We start from the raw sequence: 19,750 nt of genomic DNA, 5'->3' as shown, positions 1-19,750 counted from the left end.
TCAGCCCTCGCGCTTCCCTCCCAACCGCTCCAGCAACGCCCCCAGCAGATCGACCGGCAGCGGAAACACGATCGTCGAGTTCTTGTCGGCCGCGATCGTCGTCAGCGTTTGCAGGTAGCGCAGCTGCATCGCCTGCGGCTGCAGCGCGAGCCGTTGCGCGGCCTGCAGCAGTTTCTCCGACGCCTGCAGTTCGCCTTCCGCATGAATCACCTTCGCGCGCCGCTCGCGTTCGGCCTCGGCCTGCCGCGCGATCGCGCGGATCATCGTCTCGTTCAGGTCGACGTGCTTGATCTCGACCGTCGATACCTTGATCCCCCACGCGTCGGTCTGCGCATCGAGCGTCTTCTGGATGTCGGCGTTCAACTGTTCGCGCTCGGCGAGCAGCGCGTCGAGTTCGTGCTTGCCGAGCACCGCGCGCAGCGTCGTCTGCGCGAGCTGGCTCGTCGCCTCGAAGAAGCGCGCCACCTGGATCACGGCCTTCTCCGGATCGACCACGCGGAAATACACGACCGCATTGACCTTCACCGACACGTTGTCGCGCGTGATCACGTCCTGCGCGGGCACGTCGAACACGACGGTACGCAGGTCGATCCGCACGACCTGCTGGACGATCGGGATGATCAGCACGAGCCCCGGCCCCTTCACTTTCCAGAACCGGCCGAGCATGAACACCACGCCGCGCTCGTACTCGCGGAAGATGCGGATCGACGACGCGACGAGCACGACGACGAAGACGATCAGGACGCTGCTGAAGCCGAACGTGTAACCGATCATGAAGGTTCTCCCTGGTGTTGTTCTTGCGCCGGCATGTCGTAGAGCGGGGCGACGGTGAGCAGCAGCCCATGGCGGCCGGTGACGCGCACGCGGCAGCCCGCGGCAAGCGGCGCGCTGCTGGCCACGCGCCAGCGCTCGCCGCGCACGCGCGCCCAGCCGGCGGCGGACGGCGCGGCGCCGGCCGCACCGTGCGGCTGGTCGGCCAGCAGGCCGTCGTCGAGCACTTCGCCGATGCTGCCGACCATCGCCTCGGCGCCCGTCACGACCGGGCGGCGCCGCGCGCGCAGCGCGACGCTCGACACGCCCGCGACGAGCAGCCCGCCGCCGAGCGCGAGGCTCGCGATCACGGGCCACGGAATCCCGTAGCCGGGCACGTCGGTGTCGATCAGCATCAGCGCGCCGATCGTGAACGACACGATCCCGCCGAACCCGAGCACGCCGAAGGTCGGCAGGAACGCCTCGGCGACCAGGCAGCCGAGGCCGAGCAGCACGAGGCCGAGGCCCGCATAACTGATCGGCAGCAACTGCATCGCGAACAGCCCGACCAGCAGGCAGATCGTGCCGACGACGCCCGGCAGCACGAAGCCGGGGTTCGCGAACTCGAAGAAGAGGCCGTAGATGCCGATCGTCAGCAGGATCAGCGCGACGTTCGGGTCGGCGATGATCGCCAGGAAGCGGCTGCGCCAGTCGGGCTCGACCACGACGAGCGGCGCATGCGCGGTCGCGAGCCGCACGGTGCCGACGGTGGTCGTCGCTGTGTGGCCGTCGAGCTGGCGAGCGAGGTCGGCCGGATCCTGAGCGATCAGGTCGACCACATGCTGCGCGCGCGCCTCGTTGGCCGACAGGCTCACGGCCTCGCGCACCGCGCGCTCGGCCCATTCGGCATTGCGCCCGCGCAATTGCGCGAGGCCGCGGATATACGCGGAGGCGTCCTGCATCGCCTTGCGGATTTCGGTCGATTGGGTATCGGTCGGCAGCGCGGCCTGCGTGGCGGCCGCATCGGACGCACCTGATGCACCCGGCGTGCCGGCCGGCGCGCGCGGTGCGGCGGGGTTCCCGCCCGGCGGCGCGGCGCCGCCGATGCCGAACTGCACGGGCGACGCCGCGCCGAGATTGGTGCCGGGCGCCATCGCCGCGAAGTGGCTCGCGTAGACGATGTAGGTGCCCGCGCTCGCGGCCCGCGCGCCGCCCGGCGCGACGAACGCGGCGACCGGCACGGGCGAGCCGAGGATGGCCTTGATGATCTGCCGCATCGACGTGTCGAGGCCGCCGGGCGTGTCGAGCTGCAGAATCGCGAGCGGCGCGTGCTGGCGTGCCGCACGGTCGAGCGAGCGCACGATGAAATCGGCGCTGGCCGGGCCGATCGCGCCGTTGATCGGGATCACGACGACCGGGCGGGCGGCGGCGGGTGCGTCGGCCGGCGGCGGTGCGGCGACCGCGGCACACACGACGAGCAGCGCCGCGAACAGCGCGGCGCGCGCGACCCGCGCGGACAGCGGGTGACGAGAGTGGCCGCCGGGCGCGGCAGGCACCGGCGACGGCCCGTGACGATGAAAGTGCATCGGGACGTCCGGGCGGCGCGCGGCCGCGCGCCGTCCGGCTTGCGGAAAAGGGCGTGAGCCCGATGCTTAAAGATTAGGCGGTTTCGGCGCAAAGCGCGAAGCGACGGCCGTGCCGGTCGACCTCAGCTCGCGCCGCCGCCCCGCGCGAGCACTTCGTCTCGGTAGTCGGCCGGGCTGCGCCCGCTCCACTTGCGGAACGCGCGGTAGAACGCGCTCGGTTCCGCGAAGCCGGTCGCGGCCGCGACGTCGGCGATCGTGCGCGCGGGGTCGGCCAGCGCCTCGAACGCGAGATCGCGCCGCAGCGTGTCCTTGATCGACTGGTATGCGTGGCCTTCCTGGTGCAGCTTGCGGCGCAGCGTGGCCTCGGCCACGTGCAGCCGCGCGGCCATCCCGCCGGCGCCCGGCCACGCGGCCGGCGGCATCCCGCGCAGCACCGCGCGCACGCGCTGCGCGAGCGCGTTCGGGTTGCGGTACTTGACGATGAAGCTGGCCGGCGCGTTGCGCAGGAACGTCTTCAGCGTCTTCGCGTTCTGCACGACCGGCAGCGTTGCGAATTCGGGATCGAAATCGACATATGAATCGGGCTCGTTGAAACGCATGTCGTCACAGAACATCGACGGGTATTCGTGGTCGGCGGGCGGCGTGTCGCAGCGGAAGCTCGCGTGCAGCAGCGGGATGCGCCGCCCGATCAGCCAGCAGGTGAGCCCGTACACGATGATGAAATAGGTCGCGTACGTGAACATCGCGGGTGTCGCACTGTTGTTGCGGTGCACGAAGCGCAGCCGCACGCGCTGCGGGTTCGCGTCGAGCTCCGCGTGCAGGTCGTCGAGCACGCAGTGCATGAAATTCACCGCGCGCGCCATTGCGTGCAGCCCGTCGCGCGCGGACAGCGCCGCCTGGCTCATCGCGATGAAGCTGCCGCTGCGCATCGGGTGGCGATCCTGCCCGAAAAACTCGTCGTCGAGCGTGCGCGCGATCGCGTTCCACAGCGCGCCGTATTGCTGCGCGGATACCCGTGCGCGCGGCTGCCCGAGCAGCGCGGGCGCGATGCCGGCCTGCGCGAGCAGCGGCTCGGCCGCGACGCCGCGCCGGGTCGCGAGCGCGACGCTGTAAGCGACGAGGCTGATCGCGACGGTTCCCTTGTCTTCCTGCTTCATCCGTGCCGCCGGTGTGGCAAAAACGCTCAGTGTAAATGAGCGACGCGAGCATCGAACAGTCGCGCCTGCTTGCCTACACTTGTTGCATCGAAACGCAAGGACGGTCGCGCCCGGCGGCCGCGGGAGACAGCAGCACCATGGACGAGCTTTACACCGAAGACCAGCGGATGATCCGCGATGCCGCGCGCGCGTTTGCCACCGACATGCTGGCGCCGAACGCGGCGCAATGGGACCACGATGCGCACCTGCCCGACGCGATCGTCGCGCAGCTCGGCGAACTCGGCCTGCTCGGGATGATCGTGCCGCAGGAGCTGGGCGGCTCGTATACGGACTACGTGGCCTATGCGCTGGCGATGGAAGAGGTCGCCGCCGGCGATGCCGCGTGCGCGACGATGATGAGCGTGCACAACTCGGTCGGCTGCGGGCCGATCCTCGGCTTCGGCACGCCGGCGCAGAAGGATCGCTGGCTGGCCGACATGGCGTCCGGCCGCGTGATCGGCGCGTTCTGCCTGACCGAGCCGCATGCCGGCTCCGAGGCGAACAACCTGCGTACGCGTGCGGAACTGCGCGACGGTAAATGGGTGCTGAACGGCGCGAAGCAGTTCGTGACCAACGGCCAGCGCGCCGGCGTCGCGATCGTTTTTGCCATGACCGACCCGGAAGCCGGCAAGCGCGGCATTTCCGCGTTCCTGGTGCCGACCGACACGCCGGGCTTCATCGTCGGCAAGCCCGAGAAGAAGATGGGCATCCGCGCGTCGGATACGTGCCCGATCACGTTCGAGAACTGCGCGATTCCGGAAGAGAACCTGCTCGGCAATCGCGGCGAAGGGCTGAAGATCGCTTTGTCGAACCTCGAAGGCGGCCGCATCGGCATCGCCGCGCAGGCGCTCGGCATCGCGCGCGCCGCGTTCGACAAGGCGCGCCGCTATGCGGGCGAGCGCGTGCAGTTCGGCAAGCCGATCGCCGAGCACCAGGCGATCCAGCAGAAGCTCGCCGACATGGCCGTGCAGATCAACGCCGCGCGCCTGCTCGTGCATCACGCGGCGAAGCTGCGCACGGCCGGGCTGCCGTGCCTGTCGGAAGCGTCGCAGGCGAAGCTGTTCGCGTCGGAGATGGCCGAGCGCGTGTGTTCGGACGCGATCCAGATCCACGGCGGCTACGGCTACCTGGTCGATTACGAAGTCGAGCGTCACTATCGCGACGCGCGCATCACGCAGATTTACGAAGGCACCAGCGAAGTGCAGCGGGTGGTGATCGCGCGGCAGCTTTGAGCCGAGGCGGTTGCCCCGGCGACGACATCACGCAGGGCACGAGGGCAGCGCGGCGAACGCGGCACGCAACGACGTGACCGTGCGCCGCAACAGAGGCAACCGGGCATGCGCTGCAGCACATGTCCGGTTCGACGCATGGAGACTGGAGGAAACGATGACGGTACAGGCATTCCTGAACGCACGCGACTTTCTGCTGCGCCATCGCACCGACTACGAAACCGCGTACCGCGAGTTCGAGTGGCCGGTGCTCGATGCGTTCAACTGGGCGCTCGACTACTTCGACCCGATGGCGCGCGGCAACGACCAGCCCGCGCTGTGGATCGTCGACGCGGCGACCGGCACGGGCGATCCGTATTCGTTCGCGCAGATGTCCGAGCGTTCGTCGCGGATCGCGAACTGGCTGCGCTCGATCGGCGTCGTGCGCGGCGACCGGATCCTGCTGATGCTGCCGAACCGTGTCGAGCTGTGGGATGCGATGCTCGCCGCGATGAAGCTCGGCGCGATCGTGCTGCCTGCCACCACGCAACTGTCGCCCGACGACGTGCGCGACCGCGTGCAGATCGGCGGCGCGAAATACGCGATCGTCGACGAGAACGAAACCGCCAAATTCGAACAGCCGGATCTCGGCCTCGCGCAGAAGATCGTCGCCGGCGCGCCGCGCGCGGGATGGCTTGCGATGAACGATGGCTATGCGGCCAGCGCCGAATTCGAGCCGGACGCCGTCACGCACGCGAACGATCCGATGCTGCTGTACTTCACGTCGGGCACGACGTCGAAGCCGAAGCTCGTCGAGCATACGCACCGCACCTATCCGGTCGGCCATCTGTCGACGATGTACTGGGTCGGCCTGCAGCCGGGCGACATCCACTGGAACATCAGCTCGCCCGGCTGGGCGAAGCACGCGTGGAGCTGCTTCTTCGCGCCGTGGAACGCGCAGGCATGCGTGTTCGCGTTCAACTACGCGCGTTTCGAGCCGAAGGTGGTGCTCGATGCGCTCGTCAAATACCAGGTGACGACGCTGTGCGCGCCGCCGACCGTGTGGCGCATGCTCGTGCAGCAGCCGCTGGCGTCGTTCGACGTGAAGTTGCGCGAGATCGTCGGCGCGGGCGAGCCGCTGAATCCCGAAATCATCGAGCGCGTGAAGAAGGCATGGGGCATCGCGATCCGCGACGGCTACGGCCAGACCGAAACGACCTGCCTGATCGGCAACTCGCCGGGCCAGCCGGTCGTCGCGGGCTCGATGGGCCGGCCGCTGCCCGGCTACCGCATTGCGCTGCTCGACCCGGATGGCACGGCCGTGACCGAAGGCGAAGTCGCGCTGCCGATCGGCGCCGACGTCGCCCGGCCGGTGGGGCTGATGAAAGGCTATGCGAACAACCCCGACGCGACGGCCTACGCGATGCGCGATGGTCACTACCGCACGTCGGACATCGCGATGCGCCGCGATGACGGTTACTACGTGTACATCGGCCGCGCGGACGACGTGTTCAAGTCGTCCGACTACCGGCTGAGCCCGTTCGAACTCGAAAGCGTGCTGATCGAGCATCCGGCGATCGCCGAGGCGGCCGTCGTGCCGAGCCCCGACCCCGTGCGGCTGTCGGTGCCGAAGACCTTCATCACGCTGCGGCAGGGCTACGAGGAAAGCCCCGAGCTCGCGCTGGAAATCTTCCGTTTCTCGCGCGAGAAGCTCGCGCCGTACAAGCGCATTCGCCGCCTGCAGTTCGCGGAGCTGCCGAAGACGATCTCGGGGAAGATCCGCCGCGTCGAACTGCGCCGCCGCGAGATCGAGCGCGGCGACGATGCAAGTGAACGGATGCCCGGCGAATACTGGGAAGAGGATTTTGCCGCCGAACTGAAGTGACGTGACCGCGGGCCGCGCGCGCCGCATTTTGCGGCCGCCGCCCGCAGCCGAATTGAACCGGCCGCGCGGCGATATCGCGCTTCGCGGCCCTCTGCCAGGAGAGTGGATCGATGAACGCGAATTCGAAAGACGTGCCGACGGTCAAACTGCTGATCGACGGCGCCTTCGTCGAGTCCGCCACGAACGAGTGGCGCGACATCGTCAACCCGGCGACGCAGCAGGTGCTCGCGCGCGTGCCGTTCGCGACCGTCGCGGAAGTCGACGCGGCCGTGCAGGCCGCGCACACCGCATACGCGACGTGGAAGAACACGCCGATCGCCGCGCGCATGCGCATCATGCTGAAGTTCCAGGATCTCGTGCGCACGAACCAGCAGCGCATCGCGAAGACGCTGACGGCCGAGCAGGGCAAGACGATTCCCGATGCCGAAGGCGACATCTTCCGCGGCCTAGAAGTGGTCGAGCATGCGTGCTCGATCGGTTCGCTGCAGCTCGGCGAATTCGCGGAGAACGTCGCGGGCGGCGTCGATACCTACACGCTGCGCCAGCCGCTCGGCGTCTGCGCGGGCATCACGCCGTTCAACTTCCCCGCGATGATTCCGCTGTGGATGTTCCCGATGGCGATCGTGTGCGGCAACACGTTCGTGCTGAAGCCGTCGGAACAGGATCCGCTGTCGACGATGCAGCTGGTCGAGCTCGCGATCGAGGCCGGCGTACCGAAAGGGGTACTGAACGTCGTGCACGGCGGCAAGGAAGTCGTCGATGCGATCTGCACGCATCCGCTCGTGAAGGCGATCTCGTTCGTCGGTTCGACGGCGGTCGGCACGCACGTGTACAACCTCGGCAGCGCGCACGGCAAGCGCGTGCAGTCGATGATGGGCGCGAAGAACCACGCGGTCGTGCTGCCGGACGCGAACCGCGAGCAGTCGATCAACGCGCTCGTCGGTGCGGGCTTCGGCGCGGCCGGCCAGCGCTGCATGGCGACGTCGGTCGCGGTGCTCGTCGGCAACGCGCGCGACTGGCTGCCCGACATCGTCGCGAAGGCGAAGGCGCTGAAGGTCAATGCGGGCGCGGAAGCCGGCACGGATGTCGGGCCTGTCGTGTCGAAGGCCGCGAAGGAACGCATCCTGTCGCTGATCGACGCGGGCGTGAAGGAGGGCGCGAAGCTCGAACTCGACGGCCGCGACGTGCAGGTGACCGGCTACGAGCAGGGCAACTTCGTCGGCCCGACGATTTTCTCGGGCGTGAAGGCGAACATGTCGGTCTACACGCATGAAATCTTCGGCCCGGTGCTGGTCGTGATGGAAGCCGACACGCTCGACGACGCGATCGCGCTCGTCAACGCGAATCCGTTCGGCAACGGCGTGGGGCTGTTCACGCAGAGCGGCGCGGCCGCACGCAAGTTCCAGAGCGAAATCGACATCGGCCAGGTCGGCATCAACATCCCGATCCCGGTTCCCGTACCGTTCTTCAGCTTCACGGGCTCGCGCGGCTCGAAGCTCGGCGATCTCGGCCCGTACGGCAAGCAGGTCGTGCAGTTCTACACGCAGACCAAGACGGTCACCGCGCGCTGGTTCGACGACGACACGACGGCCGGCCCGGTGAATACGACGATCCGGCTGCACTGAGCGACGGAGGATACAAACATGAAAATCGGATTTATCGGCCTCGGCCACATGGGCGCGCCGATGGCGCTGAACCTGCTGAAAGCCGGCCACGAAGTGCACGCGTTCGACCTGAGCGCCGATGCATTGCGCGCGCTGCAGGATGCCGGCGCGCAGGTCGCCGCGTCGCCGCGCGATGCGGCATCGGGTGCGACGTTCGTCATCACGATGCTGCCGGCCGCACCGCACGTGCGCTCGGTGCTGTCCGGCGAGAACGGCGTGCTCGCCGGCCTCGGCGCGGGCGCGACCGTGATCGATTCGAGCACGATCGACCCGGCGAGCGCGCAGGCGTTCGGCGCGCTCGTGCGCGAGCACGGCGGCGCGTTCGTCGATGCGCCCGTGTCGGGCGGCACCGGCGGTGCGGCGGCCGGCACGCTGACCTTCATGGTCGGCGGCAGCGACGCGGATTTCGAGCGTGTAAAGCCGGTGCTCGCCGGCATGGGCAAGAACATCGTCCATTGCGGTGCGACGGGCATGGGGCAGGTCGCGAAGGTCTGCAACAACCTCGTGCTCGGCATCTCGATGGCGGCCGTGTCGGAGGCGATGTCGCTCGGCGTCGCGCTCGGCATCGACCCGAAGGTGCTGGCCGGCATCGTCAACACATCGACGGGCCGCTGCTGGAGTTCGGACACCTACAACCCGTATCCGGGCGTGATCGACACCGCGCCGTCGTCGCGCGGCTACTCGGGCGGCTTCGGCACCGACCTGATGCTGAAGGATCTCGGCCTCGCGAACGACGCCGCGAAGCAGGCCCGCCAGCCCGTCTATCTCGGCGCGCTCGCGCAGCAGCTGTACCAGACGATGAGCAGCCGCGGCGACGGCCAGCTCGATTTCTCGGCGGTGATCCGCCTGTACCAACCGGCTACGAAGAAGGACGCGTGATGATCGAACTGGACTACGTCGACGACGGCGCGATCGCGTGCGCGACGCTCAAGCGTCCGCCCGCGAACGCCTTTACCGCCGACGGGCTGCGGCAACTGCAGGAAACCGTCGCCGAGCTGAATGCGAACCCGCGCGTGCGTGCGCTGGTGATCACCGGCGACGGCCCGAAGTTCTTCAGCGCGGGTGCCGATCTCAACACGTTCGCCGAAGGCGACCGCGCGGTTGCACGCGCGATGGCGTCGCGCTTCGGCGCGGCGTTCGAAGCGCTGCACGACGCGCGCGTCGTGACGATCGCGGCGATCAACGGCTATGCGATGGGCGGCGGGCTCGAATGCGCGCTCGCGTGTGACCTGCGGATCGCCGAGACGCATGCGCAGATGGCGCTGCCCGAGCCGTCGGTCGGACTGTTGCCGTGCGGGCTCGGCACGCAGACGCTGCCCTGGCTGGTCGGTGAAGGCTGGGCGAAGAAGATCATCCTGACCGGCGCGCGTGTCGACGCGGCCACCGCGCTGCGGATCGGCCTCGTCGAGGACGTCGTGGAGTCGGGTGCGGCGCGCGATGCGGCGCTGGCGCTGGCGCGCAACGTCGTGCGGCAGAGCCCGCACGCGGTCGCGTACAGCAAGGAACTGATCGGCCTCGCGCGCCGCGGCGTGCCGCGCAGCGCGGCGCTTGCGGTCGAGCGCGAACGCTTCGTCGACCTGTTCGACACGAACGATCCGCGCGAAGGCGTGGCCGCGTTCCTCGGCAAGCGCGCGCCGCAGTGGCACACCGATGGAGAGTCGCAACGATGAGCATGCCGGTCACGAATCACGACGCATTCGCGGAGCATGCACCCGAGGTGCTGTTCCGTGTGGTGAATCGCGTGGCGCTGATCACGCTGAACCGGCCGGCCGCGCTCAATGCGTTGTCGTACGCGATGATCGGCGAGCTGGCCGCGCTCCTCGAGCGCTGCCGCGACGACGACCAGATCGTCGCGGTCGTGCTGCGCGGCGCCGGCGAGAAGGGCTTCTGCGCGGGCGGCGACGTGCGCGCGCTGTACAGGATGGTCGCGCAGCGCGAAACCTGGCTGCCGTTCTTCGTCGACGAATACCGGCTCGACTACGCGATCCATACGTTCCCGAAGCCGGTGGTCGCGCTGATGGACGGCGTGACGATGGGCGGCGGCATGGGCCTCGCACAGGGTGCGGCGCTGCGCGTCGCGACCGAGCGCAGCAAGATCGCGATGCCGGAGACGCGCATCGGCCTCGTGCCCGACGTCGGCGCGACGCATTTCCTGTCGCGCATGCCGGTCGAACTCGAGTTGTACGTCGGGCTGACCGGCGCGATGCTGTCGGGCGCCGACGCGCTGACCGCGAAGCTCGCGGATCTGTGCGTGCCGTCCGCGTGGCTCGACACGTTCGAGACGCGTATCGAAAGCGTCAAGTGGGAAGGCGATGCGCTGCCGTTGCTGCGCAAGGTGTTCGAACCGCCGTGCAACGTTGTGCCGCATGCAGCGCTCGACAGCCAGATGCCGTGGATCGTGCGTCACTTCGACAAGCGCTCGACCGTCGAGCGGATCGTCGCGACGCTGACGCAGGACCTCGCGCGCGAGGAACTGTCGCGCGAGCACCGTCAATGGCTGCAGGCGACGCTCGACGCGCTCACGAGCCATTCGCCGACGATGCTGTCCGTGACGCGCGAGGCGCTGCTGCGCGGCCGACAGATGACGCTGGCCGAATCGTTCCGGATGGAGCTCGGCATCGTCGCGCGCGCAATCGAGGAAGGCGATTTCTGCGAAGGCGTGCGCGCGCATCTCGTCGACAAGGATCGCAAGCCGCGCTGGGCGCCCGCGTCGCTCGTCGAGCTGCGCGCCGAACGCGTGCGGCATTTCCTCACGTCGCCGTGGAAGCTGTTCGCGCATCCGCTGGCGGCGCTGGGCGCGGATTGAACCGCCGGCACGGGGCCGGCAACATCGACGTCCTGCAGATGCAGGCGGACACGATTTGCCGGAGCCTGGCCGACGGCCGGGGCGCTACCCGATGAAGACACTCGCGTATCTTGCCTGCCTGACCGCGGTCGGGCTGGCGCTGCGGGTTGCGGGCGTCCCGCATGGCCTGCTGCTCGGCGCGATTCTCGCCGCGTCGATCGCGACCAGCCGGTTCGGCTTCGCGCCCAGGCTGCGCTTCGGCCTCGAGTTCGTACAGATCGTGCTCGGCACGGCGACCGGCTTGCTGTTCCGGTCGTGGGACACGCAGATGGTCGTCTCGATCGTGCCGAGCCTGGGCGTCCTGCTCTTGTGCCTGGCCACCCAGATCGTGGTCGGCAGTCTTTGGCTGTCCCGCGTCTCGCGCTGGAACCGGGCCGATGCACTGCTGGCCGTCTATCCCGGCGCACTTGCCGCGGTATTCGACCTGCTGGAATCCGAGCGCGCGTCGGCCAAGGTGATCGTCGTGCATCTCGTGCGGCTCCTGTCGATCACGGTCCTGGTCAGTTGTTTCATTCCGGCGCAGGTGGGCGCGCCGCAGCAGGCGGCTGTCGCTGCATTGCCGGTCGAGACGTGGCTGGCGCTGACCGGGCTGGTGGCGCTGTGCGTGCTGGCCGGGCGGACGTTGCTCGGGCTCGGTGTCCCGGCGCCGTTCATGATCACGGCCATCGTGCTGACCGGCGTGTTCGTGCGCGCGGGATGGCTGAATGGCTTCGACGTGCCGGCGTGGTGCGTCGATGCGGCGTCGGTCATCCTGGGTGCGCTGATCGGCGCGCAGTTCCGGCAGATCACGCTGGCGGACGGGCTGCGATACGGCCGAACCGGCCTTGCATGCATCGCGCTGATGCTGATGGTGGCCGGTGCGTTCGCGTGGGGGATGGCGCGACTGTCCGGCTACGGGGTGCTGCCGCTGTGGCTCTCGTATGCGCCCGGGGCCATCGAGACGATCACGATCGTCGCCTATGGCGGCGGGTTGAACGTCGTGTTCGTCCTGTCTCATCATCTGACGCGGCTGGTCGTACTGCACTTCGCGCCGGCGGCACTCGCCCGCGCGCGCCGCCGGCGCATGCTGGCGATCGACGGCGGCGACGCGAAGTAGCGCGGACGTGCCGCTCGTACGGGGGCGGCACGATCCGCCGCACCGTGCGCAGTCCTGCCTATCGCTCGATCATCGGCGGAATCGCCTGCGCGAAAGCGTCGATCACGCAGCGCGTCTTGCGCGGCAGGTAGCGCGTTTTCGGCCAGATCGCGTGGATGTCGCCTTCGCAGACGAAGCAGCGGTCGAGCACGACCGTCATCTCGCCGCGCTTCACGTAGTGATCGAGCAGCCAGCTCGGCAGCCACGCGATCCCGAACCCCGACGCGCCGGCGGCCGCGATCGCCTGCACGTCGTCGAAACTGAGCTGGTGCGGCATGTCGATCCGTACCGTCGAGCCGTCCGGCGCGCGCAAATCCCACGGTTGAACCACGCCCGAACGTGAATACGCGATCGTCCGGTGGTCTTTCAGATCGTCGAGCGTCTTCGGCATCCCGTAGCGGGCGAGATACGACGGCGCCGCACCGAGGCTGCCGTACTGCGTGCCGAGCCGCCGCACCGCGAGGCTCGTGCTGTCCGCGAGCGCGCCGATCCGCACCGCGAGGTCGATGCCTTCCTCGACGAGATCGACGAAACGGTCGGTGATCGACACGTCGATCCGCAAATGCGGATAGGTGCGCGCGAGATCGAGCACGATCGGCGTCACGCAGTGGTGCCCGAACGCGAGCGGCACGCTCAGGCGCAGCTTGCCGCGCGGCTCGTTGCGGCCGCAGTCGAGATCGGCCTCCGCCGCTTCCAGTTCCGCGAGCGCACGCACACAGCGGTCGTAGTACGCCTGGCCGTCGTCGGTCAGGCTCTGGCTGCGCGTCGTGCGCTGCAGCAGCCGTGCGCCGAGCCGTTTCTCGAGCCGCGCGACCGCCTTGCCGACGGCCGAACGCGTCATGTCGAGCCGCTCCGCCGCGAGCGCGAAGCTGCCCGATTCCACTACCTGGACGAAGGTCGTCACGCCGTCGAGTCTGTCGGTCATGGGAGGGTGGGCTGATTGAGTCCTGTGGTTCCCCAGTCTGGAGAAATGCGTGCGTCAATGGGGATGGAAATTCTCACTATAGTACCGATTCCCGTTCCGCGTGCGTTGCCGGCCGCACGCGACTCATCCTTCTCACCTGGAGGCGCGCAGCCCGTTGCCGGGCCGCGGCGCAATACGCATGACGCTATCCGACTCCCGCAGGAATGCGGTCGCGCTCGCGGCCGTCTGTCTCACGTCGCTGATGTTCGGCCTCGAAATCTCGAGCGTGCCGGTGATCCTGCCGACGCTCGAACACGTGCTGCATGGCGATTTCAACGGCATGCAGTGGATCATGAATGCATACACGATCGCGTGCACGACCGTGCTGATGGCGGCCGGTACGCTCGCCGACCGGTTCGGCCGCAAGCGCGTGTATGTGATCGGCACCGTGCTGTTCGGCGCGACGTCGCTGCTGTGCGGACTCGCGCCGAACGTGCCGGTGCTGGTCGCGGGCCGGCTGCTGCAGGGCGCGAGCGGCGGTGCGATGCTGATCTGCCAGATTGCGGTGCTGTCGCACCAGTTCCGCGAGGGCCGCGAGCGCGGCCGCGCGTTCGGGATCTGGGGGATCGTGTTCGGCATCGGGCTCGGGTTCGGGCCGATCGTCGGCGGCGCGATCGTCGCGCTGGCAAGCTGGCCGTGGGTGTTCCTCGTCCATGCACCGCTCGCGGCCATCGCGCTCGTGCTGATCGGCGGCGCGGTGCAGGAGTCGCGCGATCCGCACGCGGGCAGGCTCGACGTGGCGGGCATCGTCACGCTGTCGCTCGCGGTGCTCGGCCTGGCGTTCTACATCACGCAAAGCGCGGAGCTCGGGCTGACCAGCGCCGCCGGCCTCGGTGTGCTCGGCGCGACCGTGCTGGCGCTGGCCGGTTTCTTCATCGCAGAACGCGCGAGCGCGCGGCCGATGTTCGACTTCTCGGTGTTCCGGATCCGCGCGTTCACCGGCGCGATCTTCGGCTCGATGGGGATGAACTTCAGCTTCTGGCCGTTCATGATCTACCTGCCGATCTGGTTCCAGGTCGCGCTCGGCTACGACAGCGTGACGGCCGGCCTCGCGTTGCTCGCGTACACGTTGCCGACGCTGGTCGCGCCGCCGTTCGGCGAACGGCTCGCGCTGCGCTACGGGCCGGGTGTCGTGATCCCGGGCGGCCTGTTCACGATTGCCGCCGGTTTCGCGCTGATGCGGATCGGCGGCGCGGCCGACCATGCAAGCTGGGTGACGATGCTGCCCGGCTGCGTGATCGCCGGGATCGGGCTCGGGCTCACGAACACGCCCGTGACCAACACGACGACGGGCGCGGTGCCGAGCTCGCGGGCCGGGATGGCGTCGGGCATCGACATGAGCGCGCGGATGATCTCGCTCGCGCTGAACATCGCGGCGATGGGCTTCGTGCTGGTCGCGGGGATCGTCGCGAGCCTGAAGGGCGGTGTCGCAGGCTCGATCGGCGACGCGGCGCTGCGCCGGCTCGCGCAGGAGATTGCATCCGGCCGGACCGACGGGCTGCACGAAATCGCACCGGCGCTCGCGCAGGCCGACCCGACCGGCGCGGCGCTGCACGCGGCGCTCGTGCACGGGTTCGGCTGGGTGATGGTGTACGGCGCGGCGGGCGTGGCCGTGCTCGCGACGGCGAGTGCGGTGGCGTTCGCGCCGGCGCGGCGCGGGGCGCCCGTGTGCGAATGACGCCGAGCGAGGCCGGTGCGGCCGGCCTCGTGCGCGCACCGGTCAGGACATCCCGCCGCCGAGCGCGCGGTACAGCGTCATCTGGTTGTTGAGCCGGTTCAGGCGTGTCAGTTCGTCGGCGCTTTGCGCGTCGCGCAGCAGCCGCTGCTGGTCGAGCCACGGCTGCACGGCGGTCGCGCCGGCCGCGAAGCGCGCGGCGGCAAGCCGCTCGGCGCGTTGCGCCTGGGCCAGTGATAGCGCGCGCTGATCGGCCTCGCGTTCGAGCTGCACGCGCGCCGACAGCGCGTTCTCGACTTCCGCGAGCGCCGTGTAGAGCTTCTGGCGGAACCCGACGACCGCTTCCTCGTACTGCGTCTTCGACACCTTGATCTGCAACTGCATCGTGTTCCACTGGATGAACGGCAGTGCGAGGCCGAGCCCGAGCGTGCCGACCGGATTCGCGAGCACGCGCTCGAGGCTCGTGCTCGACGTGCCGGCCTGGCCGGTCAGCGTGAAGGTCGGGTAGAAGCTCGTACGCGTCGCGTCGACCTGCGCGAGCGACTCGCGCAGCCGGAATTCCGCCGCGCGCAGGTCGGGGCGCCGGCCGAGCAGGCTGGCCGGCAGGCCGGCCGCCACTTCCGGCGGCCGCGCATCGGGCAGCGCCGACGGTTCCGCCGCGAGTTGCTGCGGCGGCCGGTCGAACAGGATCGCGAGTGCGTGGCGATTCTCGGTACGCTGCTGGATCAGTTGCGTCTGCGCGGCGCGTTGCGCGGCGAGGCTCTGCTCGGCCTGAGCGAGATCGAGCCCCGACACGGCACCGGCCGTGTGCCGTGACCGGACGACCGCGAGCGTGCGGACCGCATACGCGATGTTCGCGTCGCCGAGCGCGATCTGCCGGTTCAGATAGCCGATCTGCCAGTACAGCGACGCGGTCGTGCCGATCAGCGACAGCCGCGCGGCTTCGAGATCGGCGGCCGTCGCGTCGGCTTCCCAGCGCGCGGCGTCGCGCAGCGCGGCCAGCCGGCCCCACAGGTCGATTTCATAGCTGAGCGAAACGTTCGCGTTGCTCGACCGGCTCGTCTGGTGTGTATCGAGCGTGCGCGACACGGCGCCGTTCGCGCCGGCCGACACGTTGGGCGTCAGGTTCGTATTCGCGAGCCCGGCCTGCAGCTGCGCGCGGTACACGCGGATCGCCGCGATCGCGAGGTCGTTGTTGGCGCGCAGCGCGTCGTCGATCAGCGCATCGAGTTGCGGATCGCCGAAGCTGCGCCACCAGTCGCGCGTCGTGGCAGGCGCGTCGGCGGAAACCGGCGCAGCCCAGTTCGCCGGCATCGCGACGGCGGGCAGCGGTTCGTGGCGCGCGCCCGCACAGCCGGCGAGCAGCGCGGCCGCGCACGCGAATGCGCCCAGGCGGTGAAGCGGTGAGGAATGCGTCATGGCGGGCCTTGCGTCAGTCGCGCGCGAGCGCATCGATCGGATCGAGCCGCGACGCGTTGCGCGCGGGCATGAAGCCGAAAATCACACCGGTGAGCGTCGAGCAGATGAACGCGGTCACGATCGCGCCGGCCGAGAACACCATCTTCCACTGCGCGACGAACATCGAGAACAGCGCGCCGAGCCCGAACGACAGCGCGATGCCGATCGTGCCGCCGAGCAGGCAGACGAGCACGGCCTCGACGAGAAACTGCTGCAGGATGTCGGACTGACGCGCGCCGACCGCCATCCGGATGCCGATTTCGCGTGTGCGCTCGGTGACCGACACCAGCATGATGTTCATCACGCCGATCCCGCCGACGACGAGCGAGATCACGGCGATCAGCGACAGCAGCAACGTGAGCGACTGGCCGGTCTTCTCGACGGTCTTCACCACGCTGTCCATGTTGTACGTGAAGAAGTCCTTGCGGCCGTGGCGCTGCGTCATCAGTTTTTCGAGGCTCTTCTCGGCGGCGGCGCTCGGCTGCCCGTCGCGCACGCGCACGGTGATGCTGTCGAGGTGGCGTTGCCCGAACAGGCGCCCGCTCGCGGTCGTGTACGGCACCCACACGTTCAGGCTCTTCACGCTGCCGAACGCGCTCTTCTTGTCGGCCGTCACGCCGATCACGACGCACGGCACGTTGTCGACCAGGATCACTTCGCCGATCGGGTTGCGCGTCGCGCCGAACAGCTTGCGGCGCGTGTTCTGGTCGATCACGGCCACCTGCACCTGGCGGCGCACCGCGTCCTCGTCGAACGCGACACCCAGCGCGAAGCGCATCCCGCGCGCCTGGAAGAAGCGGTCGCCGACGCCGCTCACGAGCGCGTTCACGTCGACGTTGCGGTAGCGCAGCAGCAGCGTGCGCGACGTTTCGGGCGTCGCGCTGTCGACGTACGGCTGTTCGGCGAGCGCGGCGACATCGGCGGGCACGAGGGTCTGGATCGCGTCGGCGCGGCTGTCGCCCCAGTCGGTGCCCGGATAGATGTTGATCGTGTTCGTGCCGATGCTGCCGATCTCGTCGAGCATGTAGCGCTTCGCGCCTTCGCCGATCGCGACGATCGACACGACCGACGTGATGCCGATGATGATGCCGAGCATCGTCAGCAGCGTGCGCAGCCGGTGCGACACCAGTGCGATCCATGCCATCCGGCAGGCCTCGGCGAAGCGGCCTGAACCGGCCGCGAAGCGTCGCGTGCGCGTGCCGGTATCGGCATGCGCATCGGTGTCGTCGGCTGCGGGCGGCGGCGCGTCGTGGCGATCTCGGGCGGGTGGCTCGCCGGCTGTTGCTTCGGCCGCTTCGGCGGCTTCCGCTGCGTTGACGCCGGCTTCCGCCAGCGCTTCCGCATAGTGCCGGTTCGGCCGGTCGGCGACGATCTCGCCGTCGCTGATCTCGATGATACGCTTCGCATGGCGCGCGACGGCCTTGTCGTGCGTGACGATGACGATCGTATGGCCGAGCGCGTTCAGCTCGTGCAGGATGCGGATCACGTCCTGGCCGCTTTTCGTATCGAGCGCGCCGGTCGGTTCGTCGGCGAGGATCACCTGGCCGCCGTTGATCAGCGCGCGCGCGATGCTCACGCGCTGCTGCTGGCCGCCGGACAGCTGCCCGGGGCGATGGTGTGCGCGATCCGCGAGCCCGAGGCGCGCGAGCAGCTCGCGTGCACGGGCGTGCCGCTCGGCGCGCGGCGTGCCGGCATAGATCGCGGGCATTTCGAGGTTCGCGACCGCGTCGACGTGCGGCAGCAGGTGATAGCGCTGGAACACGAAGCCGAAGTGTTCGCGGCGCAATTGCGCGAGCTCGTCGCTGTCGAGCATGTGCGTGTCCCGGCCGCCGACCGTGTAGGTGCCTTCGCTCGGGTGGTCGAGGCAGCCGAGGATGTTCATCAGCGTCGACTTCCCGGAGCCCGATGCGCCAACGATCGCGACGATCTCGCCCGCGTGGATCGACAGGTTGACGTTGTTCAGGACGACGACATCCTTGTCGCCGGCCGGAAAGCGTCGTGTGACGGCAGCGAGTTTCAGCAGGGGCTGACTCATTGTCACACCACGTCCGCCAGCGGCGCGTGGTCGTCACCGGCCGCTTCGCCGATCACGACGCGTTCGCCGTCCTTCAGGCCGGCCAGCACTTCGACGCGCACGTTGTTGTTGATGCCGATGCGGACGTTGCGGGTTTCCGTGCTGCCGTCGGCGCGCAGCACGCGCACCGCGTAGGTGCCGTCCTTGCGTTTTTCGCCGAGCGCGGCGGCCGGAATGCTCAGCGCGTTGCGTGCGTTGCCGAGCACGATGCTGACTTGCGCGGTCATCGAGATGCGCAGCCGATGCTCGGGATTCGGTACTTCGAACAGTGCGTTGTAGAACACGGCCGAGTTCGGCTTCGAGCCGCCGCCCGCACCACCGCCGAGCGGGCTCTGCGCTTCGGCGTAGTTCTGCGGTGCCGGCTCGATCGCACGCAGCTTGCCGTAGTGGCGCTTGTCCGGTTCGCCGAGGATCGTGAAATACGCGGCCTGGCCGGCACTCACGCGGATCACGTCGGCTTCCGACACCTGCGCCTTCACGGTCATCGTGTCGAGATCGGCGAGCTTCAGGATCACCGGCGCCTGCTGCTGCGCGATCACGGTCTGGCCTTCCTGCGTGACGACCGCGACGACCTCGCCGTCGATCGGCGCGACGATGCGCGTGTAGCCGAGGTTGGCCTGCGCGGTCTCGATCTGGATGCGTGCCGAGCGGATCTGCGCGGCGAGCGACGCGAGGGTCGCGCGCTGCACGTCGAGCGTCGCGCGCGCGGCTTCGAACGATTCGCGCGAGGTCGCATCGTCGGGCAGCATCGCCTGCTGGCGCTTGAATGCGAGTTCCGCCTGCGTGAGTTGCGCGGCGGTCGATTGCTGCTGCGCGCGCAGGCTTTCTTCGCTGGCACGCGCCTGGCGCAGCGCGTTTTCCGAGATCACCGGATCGATCTCGGCGAGCCACTGGCCCTTCGTGACCTTGTCGCCGAGCTTGACCTTCAGCGACTTCAACTGCCCCGACACCTGCGCGCCGACATCGACTTGCCGGAATGCCTGCAGCGCGCCGGTTGCGAGCACCGCGTTCTCGAGATCGCCGCGCGAGACGGGCGCGGACAGGTATTGCGGATGCTTGTCGGGCGCACACGCCTTCAGCGTGACACCTGTGGCGATCGCGACGATGGCAAGGGTAGCCAGCACGATGCGCCGGCGGCGATGGGTCTTTTGAGTCATGAGCGTGCGGCGAGGATCAGGCAGTGCCGGCGATGCGTGCGGCCGGGCGGGACGATCCGGCCGGCGTCGCATGTCGGGCAGGTTGCCCGCGACGGCATCCGCGTACGCATCGCGCGGCCGTGCCGAGTCGAATCAGCCGCTCATGGTAAGCGA

General features: G+C 69.0%; 15 protein-coding genes. 8 read left to right on the top strand and 7 right to left on the bottom strand.

What is annotated here, in order from left to right:
- The 3 genes from BCO18175_RS12140 to BCO18175_RS12130 all read right to left on the bottom strand — a co-directional run bounded on the left by BCO18175_RS12140 (nucleotide 1) and on the right by BCO18175_RS12130 (nucleotide 3,493).
- On the bottom strand, nucleotides 1-774 hold the full coding sequence (locus tag BCO18175_RS12140; protein WP_011354319.1) for a slipin family protein: 774 nt from the start codon (nucleotides 772-774) through the stop codon (nucleotides 1-3).
- Nucleotides 771-2,336 (bottom strand): NfeD family protein, encoded by a 1,566-nt coding sequence (locus BCO18175_RS12135; protein ID WP_174980936.1) that lies wholly within the window; start codon nucleotides 2,334-2,336, stop codon nucleotides 771-773. The genes BCO18175_RS12140 and BCO18175_RS12135 overlap by 4 nt, the downstream gene beginning before the upstream one ends.
- A 122-nt stretch (nucleotides 2,337-2,458) precedes the next feature.
- Nucleotides 2,459-3,493: an AraC family transcriptional regulator gene (locus BCO18175_RS12130; RefSeq protein WP_174980934.1), complete on the bottom strand. Its 1,035-nt coding sequence runs from the start codon at nucleotides 3,491-3,493 to the stop codon at nucleotides 2,459-2,461.
- A 137-nt stretch (nucleotides 3,494-3,630) separates the two neighbouring features.
- On the opposite strand from BCO18175_RS12130, the gene BCO18175_RS12125 reads away from it, so the two are divergent.
- The 7 genes from BCO18175_RS12125 (at nucleotide 3,631) to BCO18175_RS12095 (ending at nucleotide 12,230) form a co-directional block, all read left to right on the top strand.
- Entirely contained in the window at nucleotides 3,631-4,764 is a 1,134-nt protein-coding gene (locus BCO18175_RS12125; RefSeq protein WP_174980932.1) for an acyl-CoA dehydrogenase family protein, read from the top strand.
- A 154-nt stretch (nucleotides 4,765-4,918) separates the two neighbouring features.
- A complete protein-coding gene (locus tag BCO18175_RS12120) occupies nucleotides 4,919-6,625 on the top strand; it encodes an AMP-binding protein (protein WP_174980930.1) in 1,707 nt (568 codons plus the stop codon).
- 110 nt (nucleotides 6,626-6,735) lie between these two features.
- A complete protein-coding gene (locus BCO18175_RS12115) occupies nucleotides 6,736-8,250 on the top strand; it encodes a CoA-acylating methylmalonate-semialdehyde dehydrogenase (RefSeq protein WP_174980928.1) in 1,515 nt (504 codons plus the stop codon).
- An 18-nt stretch (nucleotides 8,251-8,268) separates the two neighbouring features.
- Complete coding sequence (mmsB, locus tag BCO18175_RS12110) at nucleotides 8,269-9,168, top strand: 3-hydroxyisobutyrate dehydrogenase (protein WP_011354325.1); 900 nt, start codon at nucleotides 8,269-8,271, stop codon at nucleotides 9,166-9,168.
- A complete protein-coding gene (locus BCO18175_RS12105) occupies nucleotides 9,168-9,959 on the top strand; it encodes an enoyl-CoA hydratase (protein WP_174981429.1) in 792 nt (263 codons plus the stop codon). The genes mmsB and BCO18175_RS12105 overlap by 1 nt, the downstream gene beginning before the upstream one ends.
- A complete protein-coding gene (locus BCO18175_RS12100) occupies nucleotides 9,956-11,095 on the top strand; it encodes an enoyl-CoA hydratase/isomerase family protein (RefSeq protein ID WP_174980926.1) in 1,140 nt (379 codons plus the stop codon). The genes BCO18175_RS12105 and BCO18175_RS12100 overlap by 4 nt, the downstream gene beginning before the upstream one ends.
- A 91-nt stretch (nucleotides 11,096-11,186) precedes the next feature.
- Nucleotides 11,187-12,230 carry an AbrB family transcriptional regulator gene (locus BCO18175_RS12095; RefSeq protein ID WP_174980924.1) on the top strand — a complete coding sequence of 348 codons (1,044 nt, stop codon included), beginning with the start codon at nucleotides 11,187-11,189 and terminating at the stop codon, nucleotides 12,228-12,230.
- A 58-nt stretch (nucleotides 12,231-12,288) separates the two neighbouring features.
- Here the strand turns inward: BCO18175_RS12095 and BCO18175_RS12090 are convergent, their stop codons facing one another.
- Nucleotides 12,289-13,194 carry a LysR family transcriptional regulator gene (locus BCO18175_RS12090; protein ID WP_174971905.1) on the bottom strand — a complete coding sequence of 302 codons (906 nt, stop codon included), beginning with the start codon at nucleotides 13,192-13,194 and terminating at the stop codon, nucleotides 12,289-12,291.
- Between the two features lie 178 nt (nucleotides 13,195-13,372).
- Here BCO18175_RS12090 and BCO18175_RS12085 point away from each other — a divergent pair, with 178 nt between their 5' ends.
- Nucleotides 13,373-14,911, top strand: coding sequence for an MFS transporter (locus tag BCO18175_RS12085; protein WP_174980922.1), 1,539 nt, complete (start codon nucleotides 13,373-13,375; stop codon nucleotides 14,909-14,911).
- A 42-nt stretch (nucleotides 14,912-14,953) separates the two neighbouring features.
- On the opposite strand, the gene BCO18175_RS12080 is transcribed toward BCO18175_RS12085, so the two are convergent.
- From BCO18175_RS12080 to BCO18175_RS12070, 3 genes are read right to left on the bottom strand one after another with little or no spacing between them, the layout of a single operon-like run.
- Nucleotides 14,954-16,327 (bottom strand): efflux transporter outer membrane subunit, encoded by a 1,374-nt coding sequence (locus BCO18175_RS12080; protein ID WP_174980920.1) that lies wholly within the window; start codon nucleotides 16,325-16,327, stop codon nucleotides 14,954-14,956.
- Between the two features lie 13 nt (nucleotides 16,328-16,340).
- Nucleotides 16,341-18,401, bottom strand: a complete 2,061-nt coding sequence (locus BCO18175_RS12075; protein ID WP_174980918.1) for a MacB family efflux pump subunit — start codon at nucleotides 18,399-18,401, stop codon at nucleotides 16,341-16,343.
- A gap of 2 nt (nucleotides 18,402-18,403) precedes the next feature.
- Entirely contained in the window at nucleotides 18,404-19,597 is a 1,194-nt protein-coding gene (locus tag BCO18175_RS12070; protein ID WP_174980916.1) for an efflux RND transporter periplasmic adaptor subunit, read from the bottom strand.
- Nucleotides 19,598-19,750: the final 153 nt, after the last annotated feature.

Origin of the sequence: Burkholderia lata (genome assembly GCF_902499335.1) — a bacterium.
GTDB lineage: Bacteria > Pseudomonadota > Gammaproteobacteria > Burkholderiales > Burkholderiaceae > Burkholderia > Burkholderia lata_B.
Note: the sequence above shows the minus strand (reverse complement) of the source record. Positions and strands in the feature narration are given on the sequence as shown.